Origin of the sequence: uncultured Maribacter sp. (assembly GCF_963974015.1) — a bacterium.
Lineage (GTDB): Bacteria > Bacteroidota > Bacteroidia > Flavobacteriales > Flavobacteriaceae > Maribacter.
In genome coordinates this window covers 43,412-57,971 of sequence record NZ_CAXBBZ010000013.1, presented here as the reverse complement: position 1 = coordinate 57,971, position 14,560 = coordinate 43,412, and the positions used below count along the sequence as shown (strand labels likewise).

The 14,560-nt window shown below is 34.8% G+C and carries 11 protein-coding genes; 8 read left to right on the top strand and 3 right to left on the bottom strand.

Translation table 11 applies throughout. From position 1 onward, the window contains the following. Positions 1-373: 373 nt before the first annotated feature. Positions 374-1,099: an SIMPL domain-containing protein gene (locus AACZ41_RS14425; RefSeq protein ID WP_339629246.1), complete on the bottom strand. Its 726-nt coding sequence runs from the start codon at positions 1,097-1,099 to the stop codon at positions 374-376. Positions 1,100-1,173: 74 nt separating this feature from the next. Here AACZ41_RS14425 and guaA point away from each other — a divergent pair, with 74 nt between their 5' ends. From guaA to AACZ41_RS14405, 4 genes are read left to right on the top strand one after another with little or no spacing between them, the layout of a single operon-like run. After that, complete coding sequence (gene guaA / locus AACZ41_RS14420; protein WP_339629245.1) at positions 1,174-2,706, top strand: glutamine-hydrolyzing GMP synthase; 1,533 nt, start codon at positions 1,174-1,176, stop codon at positions 2,704-2,706. Position 2,707: 1 nt separating this feature from the next. Next, positions 2,708-4,894 (top strand): LysM peptidoglycan-binding domain-containing protein, encoded by a 2,187-nt coding sequence (locus AACZ41_RS14415; protein ID WP_339629244.1) that lies wholly within the window; start codon positions 2,708-2,710, stop codon positions 4,892-4,894. 1 nt (position 4,895) lies between these two features. Next, positions 4,896-5,300 (top strand): OsmC family protein, encoded by a 405-nt coding sequence (locus tag AACZ41_RS14410; protein ID WP_339629243.1) that lies wholly within the window; start codon positions 4,896-4,898, stop codon positions 5,298-5,300. After that, the gene (locus AACZ41_RS14405) at positions 5,288-5,821 is read left to right on the top strand and encodes a DUF922 domain-containing protein (RefSeq protein ID WP_339629242.1); all 534 of its coding nucleotides are present in this window, start codon (positions 5,288-5,290) and stop codon (positions 5,819-5,821) included. The genes AACZ41_RS14410 and AACZ41_RS14405 overlap by 13 nt, the downstream gene beginning before the upstream one ends. 72 nt (positions 5,822-5,893) lie before the next feature. Here the strand turns inward: AACZ41_RS14405 and AACZ41_RS14400 are convergent, their stop codons facing one another. Further along, the gene (locus AACZ41_RS14400) at positions 5,894-6,763 is read right to left on the bottom strand and encodes a TIM barrel protein (RefSeq protein ID WP_339629241.1); all 870 of its coding nucleotides are present in this window, start codon (positions 6,761-6,763) and stop codon (positions 5,894-5,896) included. Between the two features lie 48 nt (positions 6,764-6,811). On the opposite strand from AACZ41_RS14400, the gene AACZ41_RS14395 reads away from it, so the two are divergent. The 3 genes from AACZ41_RS14395 to yidC all read left to right on the top strand — a co-directional run bounded on the left by AACZ41_RS14395 (position 6,812) and on the right by yidC (position 10,664). Further along, on the top strand, positions 6,812-7,045 hold the full coding sequence (locus AACZ41_RS14395) for a DUF3820 family protein (RefSeq protein WP_091626176.1): 234 nt from the start codon (positions 6,812-6,814) through the stop codon (positions 7,043-7,045). A gap of 59 nt (positions 7,046-7,104) precedes the next feature. Beyond that, positions 7,105-8,742: a CTP synthase gene (locus AACZ41_RS14390; protein ID WP_339629240.1), complete on the top strand. Its 1,638-nt coding sequence runs from the start codon at positions 7,105-7,107 to the stop codon at positions 8,740-8,742. A 68-nt stretch (positions 8,743-8,810) separates the two neighbouring features. Beyond that, a complete protein-coding gene (gene yidC, locus AACZ41_RS14385) occupies positions 8,811-10,664 on the top strand; it encodes a membrane protein insertase YidC (RefSeq protein WP_339629239.1) in 1,854 nt (617 codons plus the stop codon). Between the two features lie 443 nt (positions 10,665-11,107). On the opposite strand, the gene AACZ41_RS14380 is transcribed toward yidC, so the two are convergent. Beyond that, complete coding sequence (locus tag AACZ41_RS14380) at positions 11,108-12,979, bottom strand: fasciclin domain-containing protein (protein ID WP_339629237.1); 1,872 nt, start codon at positions 12,977-12,979, stop codon at positions 11,108-11,110. 329 nt (positions 12,980-13,308) lie between these two features. Here AACZ41_RS14380 and mnmA point away from each other — a divergent pair, with 329 nt between their 5' ends. After that, positions 13,309-14,499 (top strand): tRNA 2-thiouridine(34) synthase MnmA, encoded by a 1,191-nt coding sequence (mnmA, locus tag AACZ41_RS14375; protein WP_339629236.1) that lies wholly within the window; start codon positions 13,309-13,311, stop codon positions 14,497-14,499. Positions 14,500-14,560: the final 61 nt, after the last annotated feature.

Sequence of the window (14,560 nt, the reverse complement as noted above, 5' to 3'; positions counted from 1 at the left end):
ATAGGATTTAAAAGTAGGGTAAAAGACAGGCAGGTTGTTATATAATTAAGAGTTATGAAAAAGAAATTGAATTAGTTCAATTTTGACTTTTGGTTTAAAGTTGGTTTTTGATTTAGTTTAAAGCTCAGGGTGGTTCCTGAGCTTTTCTTTTTTTTAATTGTAAGGTTGTAGATAGTTTATCGAACTAAGTTTTGAATACAGATTGTTATGAGAAAGATTTTTATAATGTATTCGGTTTAATGGTTGGTTGAATAGAAAGCCCGGGTAATTCCTGGGCTTTTTTTGTTTTAAAATAATAATATTTAAAAGGGCAAGTAATCATATAATTGATTCTTTCCCAAATCAGTAAAATCAATTGATCAAAGTAGTACTATCACTTCACCCTATATTCTAGTCGCATAGTAATAGATGCAGTTTTGTTTTTAGAAGATGTATTGTAGGCGCCACCCCAACTGTAGTCTTCTCCAGAGTTTTGGCCCGTAATTTGAAACACACCCATATTGGCAGAAGCTAAGTCACCTAATTTACTACCTGCGTTTTCAGCTATTTTTTCTGCCCGTATTCGTGCATCTTCAGTAGCTTTAGATATCATTTCAATTTTTAAATCAGCCAATTTTGTATAGTAATATCTTGGCGGAGAAGAGTTGAATTGCACTCCTTTGTTTAATAGTTCTGTTATTTCGCGAGAAACACTTTCAATTAAAGTAACGTTTTCAGATTCAATATTAAGTGTTTGCATTAATTGATACCCACGAAAAATACTTCCTACATAATTTCCATTTTCATATTGGTTATCGCGCATTTCTGTGGTTTGAACGCTATTGAAAATAATACTACCAGATTCAATTCCTTTTGAAACTAAATATTGGCTTACTAACTCTTTATCATTATTTAATTGGTCGAACGCCGTTTTTAGAACCGTGCTGTTGGTTGAAAATTGACCCTCCCAAACGATAAGGTCAGAAGTGAAATTTTCATTACCTAAACCAGTTACCGATATGATTTGCGGCGGATTAGCTCTTTGTATATATGCATTTCCTAAAAAATAGGCAGCAATGATAATAGCCGCTCCAAAAATAATTGCACTTACATGTTTCATGAAAAATATTGAAATCCAGTTTAAATATAACTAAAAGATACTTTTCAAGAACGGTCAATTTGCTATTTTTGCCCATGCAAAATAAAGTCCTAATATTAGATTTTGGTTCACAATACACGCAATTGATTGGTAGACGTGTACGTGAGCTGAATATTTTCTCCGAAATTAAACCGTATAATAAATTACCAAAAGACCTTTCTGAGTATAAAGCAGTGATTCTTTCAGGATCACCTTTATCAGTAAGGGGAGACGATGCGGTCCATCCTGATTTATCTGAAATTAGGGGTAAAAAACCTTTATTGGGAGTTTGTTACGGAGCTCAATACCTTGCACACTTTAATGGTGGTAGTGTAGAAAAATCTAATACAAGGGAATATGGTAGGGCTAATCTTAGCTTTGTTGTTGAGAATGACCCGTTTTTGGATAAAATAAGTACAGGTAGTCAAGTTTGGATGAGCCATGCCGATACAATTAAGCACCTACCAGAGAACACAACATTATTGGCAAGTACCCATGATGTGGAAAATGCAGCCTTTAAATTTGATGGAGAGGAAACCTATGCTATACAATTTCACCCAGAGGTATATCATTCAACAGATGGAAAACAAGTCTTAGAAAATTTTTTGGTTAAGATAGCCAAGATGGAACAGTCATGGACTCCTGATGCTTTTGTAGATAAGACAGTAGCAGAATTAAAAGAGAAAATTGGCAATGAAAAAGTAATATTAGGCTTGTCTGGCGGAGTAGATTCTTCAGTGGCAGCGGTATTATTACATAAGGCTATCGGTAAAAACCTTCATTGTATTTTCGTGAATAACGGACTTTTAAGAAAGAACGAATTTACAGAGGTATTGAAGCAATATGAAGGCATGGGGCTTAATGTGAAAGGCGTAGATGCTTCGGCACGTTTTTTGAATGATTTGGCAGGGGAGAGTGACCCAGAAACTAAGAGAAAAATAATAGGACGTGTATTCATAGAAGTTTTTGATGATGAATCTCATTTGGTAGAAGGTGCAAAATGGCTGGCACAGGGTACTATTTATCCTGATGTGATTGAGTCTGTTTCAGCCACAGGTGGTCCATCCCAAACTATAAAGAGTCATCATAATGTTGGAGGTTTGCCAGATTTCATGAAATTGAAAGTTGTGGAACCTTTGAAAATGTTGTTCAAAGATGAAGTTAGAAGAGTAGGGGCAAGTTTAGGAATTGATAAAGCATTATTAGGTAGGCACCCTTTTCCAGGTCCAGGTTTGGCAATTAGAATTCTTGGTGATATCACCCCAGAAAAAGTAGCCATCTTACAAGAAGTGGATGCGATTTTTATAGACGGATTGAAAAAGTGGGATTTATACGATAAAGTATGGCAAGCAGGTGCAATGCTTCTACCCGTAAATAGTGTAGGGGTAATGGGCGACGAGCGAACCTATGAAAAATGTGTAGCTTTAAGAGCTGTCGAAAGTACAGATGGAATGACTGCCGATTGGGTGAATTTACCGTATGAGTTTTTACAAAAAACGTCAAATGATATCATTAATAAAGTCCCTGGAGTAAATCGTGTCGTATATGATATAAGTTCAAAACCTCCAGCAACAATAGAATGGGAATAATATGAGATATATATTTAATCAAGTGTACATCATTGGGGCATTTTGCTTATTGGTCTCGTGCACGGCCATGGGTCAAAAGTTCAATACTCATGAAGTTAAATCTGGAGAAACTTTAGAAAGCATTTCTAAAATGTACGGAGTTACACCTGCCAATATACTTCAGTATAATAAAGAGATAAAACAAGGTCAGCAATTAAGGCCTAATACTATTTTAGTGGTGCCAGGAGCTAAAACTGATGCTAAGCCTTCTACTTCAGCTTCTGGTGTAATTAAAAATAGGATGCAAGATTCTATTATTACAAGAGAACCAATAGGTTATACGACCCATAGGGTAAGGAAAAAGGAAACTATATTCGGTATAACGCAACAATATAAAATTACCGAAGAAGAGCTTAAAAAATATAATACCCAGTTGTATGCGTCTCCATTACAAAAAAAGATGGAGTTGCGTATACCTAGGTATAGCGCACCAAAAATTGAAGAAATCGGGTTGAATGAAGATGATTTTGAAAAATATATCGTTGCGCCAAAAGAAACGAGATGGAGTATTGCACATAAATACGGCATTACCATTGATAGTATGTTGGTGCTAAACCCGGGTTTATCTAAAACCAATAATTATCTTTCTGAAGGTTATGAGCTTTTAATGCCTAAAATAGCAGGTAGCAGTGTTCAGAATCAGGTAACACAAATTTATACCTCATATACAGTACCGGCTAAGATGAATTTTTATCGCTTAGAGCAGGAATTCGGAGTGAAGTCAGATGAAATCGTTCGTCTGAACCCTGAAATTACAGAACGGGGCGGATTAAAAGAAGGTATGGTAATTCGTATTCCTGAGCAGAAAGTAGAGACAGGGGTTATAAATACAGATAATTATATATTCTACGAGGTTAAGCCAAAGCAAAATGAGTTTAGATTAACTAGAAAATTTGGTATGACCTGGGCAGAATTGGTTCAATTGAATCCTGATTTAAAAGATGGTTTAAAGGCAGGTATGGTTTTAAAATTACCAAAAGATAAAGTGGGTGATTTTGAAGTAAAGAATTCTTTGGTTTTAGATAAGGTTAATTTAATTGATAGTATCGATGTTGCTGTGGTTCCTAAGGTATTATTCTTGTTGCCTTTTCGATTAGATAAGTTGAATTTGAGTGATAAGGAAGCTGTTGAAAAGACTATTGATTCTAGAAATAGCCTAAAATATAGTTTGGGTCTTTATTCAGGTGCTTTAGTAGCCTTAGATTCATTGAAATCCTTAGGGGTTTCAATTGATGTGAAAACATTTGATAATCAGTTAGACTTGATTAAAACGAAGCAGATATTACAAGCCGAGCAGTTAGGAGGGTATAATGCCATTTTCGGGCCTTTAGATATTCCATCGTTAAAGGAAACTGCTGTACAAGCGGCTAAATTTAATGTTCCTGTAATAGCTCCCGTACCTGCAAAAAGTGACATAAGTTTAAATAATGTTTTCTTCTCGTATACTGATGAAGAGGTATTGTTAAAACATATGCTAGATTATGCTGAGAATACGCATAAAGACGAAACAATATTGATTATTGCAGATGAGAATAGTAAAGTAGGGCAAGCTGCAATTCTAAAACGTTTTCCGACAGCTAAAGTTGTTGTTGTAAAGGAAGAGGAAAAGAATATAGGTATTAATAGGGATAAGTTACAAACACTGCTTTCGGATAAAGTTCCTAACTGGGTATTTGTCGAATCTGATAATTACAAGTTGATAGCAAGTGTAGTTTCAATTTTAAATTCTTTCAATAATACTGCTTTTGATGCTTTATCAGGGAATGATAAAGTTAGCATTCGAATGTTTACTACCAATATGAACTCTGCTTTTGAGAATGATGTTATTTCAAATACGCACTTATCAAATTTAAACTTTACGTATCCATCGGTAAATCGTCAAGTTGCGAATAATTCATTTGTTGAGCGATATAGAAAACGTTTTGGCGATGATCCAGACCGATATGCAGTTCGAGGTTTTGATCTTACATATGATTTGTTGTTGAAGTTGGCTTATAAAAATGATTTAATTGATGTTTCTAGATTTATCGGTGAAACAGAATATAATGGTAATAAGTTCAATTACGAGAGAAAAGGGGTTGCTGGTTATTATAATCAATCATCTTATATAATGATGATTGATGATTTAAGAATTAAAGAGCTAGAATAAAATGACATCAAAAGTTACTTATAACGGAGAATTAAGAACAGAATGCGTTCATCTTAAATCGAATGATTCATTTGTTACAGACGCACCTGTTGATAATAATGGGTTGGGTCAGGCATTTTCACCAACAGATACCGTTGCTACAGGTTTGGCGAGCTGTATGCTGACTATGATGGGTATTAAGGCTAATGGATTAGAAGTGGATTTGAAAGGGACTTATGCATCTGTTACCAAGCACATGGCGGCTTCACCAAGAAGAATCTCTAAAATTGAGGTAGAAGTACATTTACCTGAGAAAGTATCAGAAGAAGTCAGAAAAATTTTAAAGTACACTGCGGATACCTGTCCCGTGCTATATAGTTTGCATCCAGATATAGAGAAAGTAATAACTTACCATTGGGATCTATAGATAAAACATATCTTGTATTTTCTTTATTGATATTGTTCACTGTTTCATTGGTTCAAAGTCAAGAAGAAGTTGAATGGTCGCCAAATTTTAGATTTACATGGGCAGATTTTAAAGGACCAGCACCTGTAAATTCAAGTGCTGCTGCAACAACCGCCAGCGGTATTAGTTACAACTTTTCAACATCCTATGAAAATAATGAGCTGAAAGTAGAGTATGCGGTTAGTGCTTATTTTTATCCTACACGTTCTTGGTATAAGTCAGAGGTTTGTAATGATGTTACCTTAATGCACGAACAACTACATTTTGATATTACCGAGTTATATGCTCGTAAAATGCGTAAACAATTAGCTGAAACAAAATTTACTGAAAATGTAAAAGAAGAAGTTCGTAAAATCTATAAGACTACACTTCGTCAACTAAACGATTTTCAAAACAAATACGATTCGGAGACCAACTATTCTAGAAATTTAATTGTACAGGAGAGATGGGGAAATGAAATTGAAACTTCACTTAAGGACTAATAATTTTTCAGATTTAACTAAAAAAAGCACTTCAAGTAGAAGTGCTTTTTTGCATTTTATAAAATATGTTTTTTAAACATCACAAATAGTAACGCCTTGTTTTAAAGCTGCTAATTTATCATCCCAACTTGGCACGAATTCTTGTGCAACATGCCCTGTGTAACCTGTCTTTAAAATAGCCTTCATTACCGCTGGATAAAAAATCTCTTGTGTTTCATCAATTTCATGCCTCCCTGGGTTTCCACCTGTGTGGTAATGACCGTAATACTGATGATAATCTTCTATGTTTCTAATGATGTCTCCCTCCATAATTTGCATGTGGTAGATATCATACAGAAGTTTAAAATTTTCTGAACCGATAGTCTCACAAAGCGATACGCCCCATTCAGATGTGTCGCACATATAATCTTTATGGTTTACCTTACTATTTAAAAGCTCCATTTGAAGTACTACTCCATGTTTTTCAGCTAGGGGCATAAGTTGTTTTAGGCCCTCTGCGCAATTGCGGAGTCCTACTAAATCGTTCATACCATTTCTGTTTCCACTGAAACAGATTAAATTGGTATAACCAGCATCTGCAACTAAAGGTATAACTCTCTCATAATCCTTAATTAATTCTTCGTGTAAAGAAGGGTCGTTCCACCCTTTTTCAATTCCTAAACCAGCACCCCAACACATAGATGCGTGAATGTTATATTTTTTTAGAAGTGGGAATTCATCTGGACCAACCAAATCAATAGACCTAATGTCTAGTTCTACTAAATTTTTAAGAAAATCTTCAAATGGTATCGTTCCATAACACCAATAACAAACACTATGGTTTATATTGTACTTTAATTTGTCAGGTTGAGCTACTTTATTATTGTTCGCCATTGCAGCTGAAGTGGTTAAGAATCCAACAGAGGCTGCTGCCGAGGTTCCAATAAAATTTCTTCTTTTCATGTTGATTAAATTGTTGATTACCTAAAGATAAATTTTTTAGATTTAAAAATGGAAATAAATCCTGATAAGCAAAAGTTAATAGAATTGGCCCATTACCGAATGCCTTTTGGTAAACATAAGGGTAGGTATTTGGTAGATCTACCTGAGCCTTACTTAGTGTGGTTTCAACAAAAGGGATTTCCTGATGGTAAATTGGGAGATTTATTGCGTTCTATGTTAGAAATCAAAACAAACGGCCTAGAATCCATAATTCGAAAAATACAAAAACATTTTCCCAAGTAAACTCGTTAAGTTCTATACTCAATTTGTAACTTTGTGTCCCGTAACATAGAATTCTATAAATGGCACAAACCAAATACATCTTCGTTACGGGAGGCGTTACTTCATCTTTAGGAAAAGGCATTATTGCTGCATCCTTGGCGAAATTACTGCAATCTCGCGGCTACAAAACTACCATTCAAAAATTGGACCCTTATATTAATGTGGATCCAGGGACACTTAACCCATATGAACATGGCGAATGCTATGTAACCGATGATGGTGCCGAAACTGATTTAGATTTGGGTCATTACGAGCGTTTTTTGAATGTTCGAACCTCTCAAGCGAATAATGTTACTACAGGAAGAATCTACCAAAGCGTTATTGAAAAAGAGCGTAGAGGTGAATTTTTGGGCAAAACGGTACAAGTAGTTCCACATATCACCAATGAAATTAAAGAACGTGTTCAATTGCTAGGAAATAGTGGTGATTATGATATCATTATTACCGAAATCGGAGGTACGGTAGGTGATATTGAATCGCTACCTTACATTGAAGCAGTTCGTCAGTTACTTTGGGAATTAGGAGATAATAATGCCATAGTTATTCATTTAACCTTGGTGCCTTACCTTTCTGCAGCAGGTGAATTGAAAACCAAACCTACACAGCATTCTGTAAAAACATTAATGGAAAGTGGTATTAAAGCCGATATTCTTGTGTGCAGAACAGAACACGAGATATCTGACGAAATCAAAGATAAATTGGCGCTTTTTTGTAACGTAAAGCGCGAGGCGGTTATACAAAGTATAGATGCTTCTACTATTTATGATGTTCCTTTATTAATGCAAGAAGAAGGCCTTGATACGGTTACATTGCAAAAATTGGCATTGCCAAATACGGTTGAGCCTGATTTAGGCCGTTGGAACGAATTTCTTGTTAGACATAAAAACCCAAAGAATGAAGTTACCATTGGTTTAGTAGGTAAGTATGTTGAATTACAAGATTCTTATAAGTCTATTTTAGAGTCGTTTATACATGCAGGAGCATCAAATGAAGTTAAGGTAAATGTTAAATCTGTTCATTCAGAATACATTACTTCTTCGAATTATCAAAGCAAACTTAAGGGCTTAGATGCAATTTTGGTTGCACCTGGTTTTGGCGAGCGTGGTATTGAGGGTAAGGTAAAAGCTGTAGAGTATGCACGCGTTAATAACATACCATTTTTAGGTATTTGTTTGGGTATGCAAATGGCTGTTATAGAATATGCCCGTAATGTATTAGGGCTTAAAGAAGCAAATTCAACAGAGATGGACGATAGTACTCCAGATCCTGTAATCAGTATCATGGAAGAGCAAAAAAATGTTACCGATAAAGGTGGTACCATGCGTTTAGGAGCTTGGGATTGTGATTTAAAAGAAAGTAGTTTAGTTCAGAAAATGTATAATGGGGCTAAGCAAATATCTGAACGTCATCGTCATAGATATGAATTTAATAACGCATATTTAGAGCAATTAGAAAAAGCTGGTTTATTTGCTACTGGTTTTAATAAGGAAACTAATTTGGTTGAAATAGTAGAGCTAAAAGACCATCCTTGGTTTATTGGTGTGCAATATCATCCAGAATATAAAAGTACGGTTGCCAACCCACATCCACTATTTGTCGGTTTTGTTAAAGCGGCTTTAGAGCATAAAAAATCACAAAGTAATGCCACATTGGCATAAACTTCATATTTGGACATATATTTGCTTTCTTAAAAATCAAATATTCCCAATTAATTTAGAAATACCACATGGAAGAAAAGAAATTTGATGTACAATCCATCATAGGCTTCGTGCTTATTTTCGGAATACTGATCTTCATGTTTTACCAAAATCAACCAACTCCAGAAGAGGTAGAGGCAGAAAAGGCAAAACAAGAGCAAGTTGAAGCTGCGAAGGCATCTGAGAATTTAGAAACTGAAACTGCAATCAATGAAGTTCCTCAGTTAGATTTGCAAGATTCAACTGCAGTAGCCAATTACCAAGGAAAACTTGGAGCTTTCGGTTTTACTAAACCATCTAATTCGACAACAACATTAGAGAATGATGTACTTCTTTTAAAGATTAGTAATAAAGGTGGACAGATAATAGAAGCGAAAATGAAAAAATTCGTAACCTATGATTCAGTTCCTGTATACTTAATAAAGGATGGAAATGCATCTTTCGGATTAGATTTCTCTACTTCTGATAATCGCGTTTTAAATACGCAAGATTTATATTTTGAACCTTCATTATCAAAAGATAACGGTAATCAAGTGTTATCATTAAAAGCAAAGACTTCTAACAATCAATATCTAGAATATAGGTATGAGATGAAGCCAAACGAATATTTAGTTGATTTTACAATTAAATCAAAAGGCTTGGATAATGTTATAAGTTCTAGTAAACCAGTTCAATTAGACTGGAAGTTAAAAGGAATACGTCATTCTAAGAGTATTCAGTACGAAAATCGATATACTCGATTGACTTACAATCATGAAGATGATAAAATAAGTAAGCTTTCTGAAGGTAGTGATGATGAGGAAACAGAAGAAGATGTAAAATGGATTTCGTACAGACAGCATTTTTTTAGTAGTATTCTTGCTGCTGACCAGCCTTTTAAAAGTGGTGATTTAACCTCAGTGAATTTAGTAGAGGAAGAGAGTAGAACTTTCGGTTTTACAAAAAAATATGAATCTGTTCTACCTGTGGAATTAGAAGGTGGTGAAATATCTAAAGATTTACATTGGTATTTCGGACCAACAGATGTTGATACACTGTCTCAGTATGAAGATTTAGGTTTAGTTGATTCCATTCCTTTCGGGTGGGGTATATTCGGCTGGATCAACCGTTATGTATTTACACCTTTTTACTCGTTAATTAGCACCTATTTCCCTTATGGTATAGCTATAGTTATTATGACTATTTTGGTTCGTTTGGCAATGTCTCCTGTAACATATAAGTCTTACTTATCTCAAGCAAAAATGAAGGTATTGAAGCCTGAAATTACCGAATTAGGAGAAAAGTATAAGGACAATGCAATGAAAAAGCAGCAAGAAACCATGAAGTTATATGGTAAGGCTGGGGTGAGTCCCATGAGTGGTTGTATACCTGCGGTAATACAAATGCCTATATTTTATGCGCTTTTCATGTTTTTCCCGACATCATTTGCGTTACGTCAGAAATCTTTTTTATGGGCAGATGATCTTTCATCTTTCGATACTATTTACCAATTTCCTGAAGGTTTTTCAATTCCGTTTTATGGTGATCACGTTAGTTTATTCCCAATCTTGGCATCTATAGCAATCTTTTTCTATATGATGATGACTACGGGTCAGAATATGCCAACTCAGCCAGGTATGCCGAATATGAAATTTATTATGTACTTAATGCCGTTTATGATGTTGTTTTTCTTTAACAACTATGCGAGTGGATTGTCTTTGTACTATTTTGTTTCTAACATGATTACAATAGGTATAATGTTGGTAATTAAGAATTTCATTCTCGATAATGATAAAATTCATGCTCAGATACAGGAGAACAAAAAGAAACCTAAGAAAGAGAACAAGTTTCAGAAGAAAATGCGTGAAATGATGGAGCAAGCTGAAGCACAGAAGAAGAAATAGTACTATTTCATTTTCAACTTATAAAAAGAAAAGCCCTTTCAAATTTGAAAGGGCTTTTGCCATTGATTAAGGATTGGTTTGGTAAGTTTTGGGATTGTAAATATGTGATTAATTTGCAGTTCTAGAAAAAGTTAGTTGTAAAGGGAGGGTTATTGTATGCTAAAGGAGTGTATGTTGATGTATGAAAATTTATTAGTTAAAAATCCTTACTTGATAAAGGAGGTTTTTATTTTTTAATTCAGTTCAACTTAATGGAAAGCCCCAATTATATTTGGTGGAGATAAAACCTTATAAACAAAATGAACAATTCAGTAACTAGTCCTAAGTTCATTAAAAAATACAGTATCATCTATAATAGATTTGAAAACACGTTCACCTTTAAAACTCTATTCGATATAAAAAGAGCCGCAATTTGCGGCTCTTTTATTATATGATATTAAATGTTAGTTAGTTGTGTTGGGAATCATAACTGTATTGATAGCATGTATAACACCATTGTTCGCTTGAACATTAACTGCAATAATGCCAATTTCAGTATTACCAGAACCATCTGTAATTGTGACATTGCTGTCACTATCTATAGTAAAAGTTAAGGTATCACCTTCTAAAGTAGCGGGAGATGTTAATCCGTCGCTTAAATCTCCAGAAACAATATTAGCACCGGCAATAACATGATGATTCAAAACTGCTGTTAACACATCACCGCTTGGTACTTCTGTTAAGGCGGCAAACGCCTCGTTAGTAGGTGCAAAAACCGTAAAAGGTGTAGGAGCAGTTCCATTAGGCGTACTTAAAACACTTACGAAATCTGGTTGACCATCTGCTGTTAAAGCTCCTACAAGTAAACTAAAGTTAGGGTCTGCTGTTGCAAAAGTAACTACGCTTGGTAAATCTATAACCGTATCTACAGCATGAATGATTCCGTTAGTAGCAACAATATCAGCGGCTGCTACTGAGCTTGTACCGTTTAATTTAACTCCATCATCAACATTTACATAAATGCTTAAATTATCACCATCCGCATTAGTCGCTGCAGTATTAAAATACGTATTAGAAAGACTTGCTGCATTAGCGGCGGCACCAGAAATAACATGGTTGGCCAAAATAGTATTTAACTCGTTATCTGAAGGATTTGTAAAATTGTCAAAGGCAGAATTTAGAGGTGCGAAAACTGTAAAGTCAGTTTCTGAATCAGATAATAATGTAGTAAATGTTGTGTTGTTGTTAGCTGTAAGAGCACCAACTAAAGATGTTAAATTAGGATTTGCTACAGCATGATCAACAATATTTGGTAGGCCAATTACGGCATCAACAATATGCACTACTCCGTTAATCGCCTTGTTGTCCGCAGCGGTAACCGTGGAAATTCCATTAATAATGACACCATCTACTATATTGATAAACATACTAAGGTTGGCATCGTTAGGACCAGCAGTAGAAAGTGTAGAAACGTATCCAGTTGTCAAATCGGTTGAAAGGTTGGTACCTGCTACCACGTGGTTAAGTAAAACTTGCGTAAGTACTTCTGTTGGAATATCTTCAAGACTATTAAAATTGTTGGCAGTTAAAAAAGCTTCGAACGCCTCATTTGTTGGAGCAAAAACTGTAAAAGAACCATCATTTGCCAATACTGTAGGCAAGTCACCATCTGCCGCAATTAAAGCCTCTACCAAAATACTTAGATCAGGAACTGAAATAGCCAAATCGGTTATAGAAGTCAATAATACATCACTAAGAGCGCCTAACGCTTCTTGAGGAATCAACACCTTGTCAATAATATGAACGATTCCGTTTTCTGTTTCTACATCAGCTGTAGTTACAGTAGCCATTTCACCAGCAGCATCGGTAAAGGTAACGCCGTTAGTTAAACTGACTGTAAGGTTTTCACCTTGCAATGTAGTAATCGATTGCCCTTCTGTTAAATCACCTGAACCTACAGCCGCACCAGAAACCACGTGATATTTTAGTATTGTGGCCAATAAATCTTGTAATTGTTCATTATTGAAATCATCTAAAGAATTAAATCCATCAAGTCGTGCCAATAAATCTGTAAATGCTTCATTAGAAGGTGCTAATACAGTGAAAGGACCTTCACTATTTAAGGCTGTAATTAAATCATTATTAACACTTTCATCAGCTTTAGTCAAAGCAGAAACCAAAGTGCTAAGTGTGCTGGCTTTTTGGGCCGCCTCAACGATATTATCTTCATCAACGACAATTACAGGGTCATCATTATCGTCATCGCTACAAGATGCCGAAAAAATTAGCAGCATTACCAATGCTGTAGATTTTAGAATTTTACCAAGATTTTTCATGTTTTCAGGTTTATTGTTTAATAATTTTTAAACTAAGCTAAACAAAATATTAAATGTAAAAATTAATGATATGTTAAAAATAATGCAATTATAAACTCATTATGGTAAAATAATCGTCTTTAAATATAGATTATATAGGCATTTTGTAAAATATAGACGTATTTATTGTTTAATTATTTTTTATAAAAGTTTAACAATTTTAACTATATTATTAGATGTGTTTTATAATTTTATGTGAATATGGATATCCCAAATAGTGGAAATCTTGTCACTTATAAAAAAGTTATTCTGAAATGAAATTTTGTAATTTTGTTTCGACAAATACATTGATGAAAAAAGTAGTAATAGGACTTTCGGGAGGAGTTGATTCAAGCGTTGCGGCATACTTGTTAAAAGAACAAGGTTATGATGTTATTGGCTTGTTTATGAAAAATTGGCATGATGATTCTGTTACGATTTCAGAAGAATGTCCGTGGTTAGAGGATAGCAACGATGCATTAATTGTTGCGGAGAAATTAGGAATACCATTTCAAACCGTTGATTTGAGTACTGAATACAAGGAACGTATAGTGGACTATATGTTCAAAGAATATGAAATGGGGCGAACGCCTAATCCAGATGTGCTTTGCAATAGAGAGATAAAGTTTGATGTATTTCTGAAAATAGCCTTGCAATTGGGTGCAGATTATGTAGCCACAGGTCATTATTGTAGAAAGGGAATATTGCACAATAGTGACAGTACGGAAACATACCAGTTATTGGCAGGTAAAGATGGTAATAAAGACCAATCTTATTTCTTGTGCCAGTTGTCACAAGAGCAATTATCAAAAACATTATTTCCGATAGGGGAGTTGACCAAACCACAGGTAAGGGAAATTGCCGCAAAAATGAATTTGATTACCGCAGATAAAAAAGATTCTCAGGGATTATGCTTTATAGGTAAAGTACGGTTACCAGAGTTTTTACAACAACAACTAAAACCTAAAACAGGTAAAATTGTAGAAGTACCTGCGGAGTTCGATATATACGAAAGGGCTACGCCTACATTTACGGATATATATTCAGAATTAGAATATCATGCCGAGAAACCGATTTATCATTTAACCGATGGTAAGATTGTTGGTGAGCATCAAGGAGCGCATTATTTTACAAAAGGGCAGCGTAAAGGATTACATGTAGGTGGTACAAAAGAACCGCTGTTCGTTATCGATACCGACGTTAATGAAAATATCATTTATACCGGTCAAGGTAAAGCTCACCCAGGGTTATATAGACGGACATTATTTGTAAATGAGGAAGAAATTCACTGGGTTCGTCCAGATTTGGCGTTGAAAAGTGATGAGAAGTTAGAAGTAAAGGCACGTATTAGATACCGACAAGAATTACAAGAGGCAACGTTGTATAGAGTTGAAGGTGGGCTGTACGTTGATTTCAAGGAAATGCAATCTGCAATTACCGAAGGTCAGTTCGTAGCATGGTATATAGAGGATGATCTTATAGGATCTGGTGTTATTTCGTAAATTAGGAGTTCTTATATCAAGGTGTTATATAATACCTTGAAAATGATATTCTTAAATATGG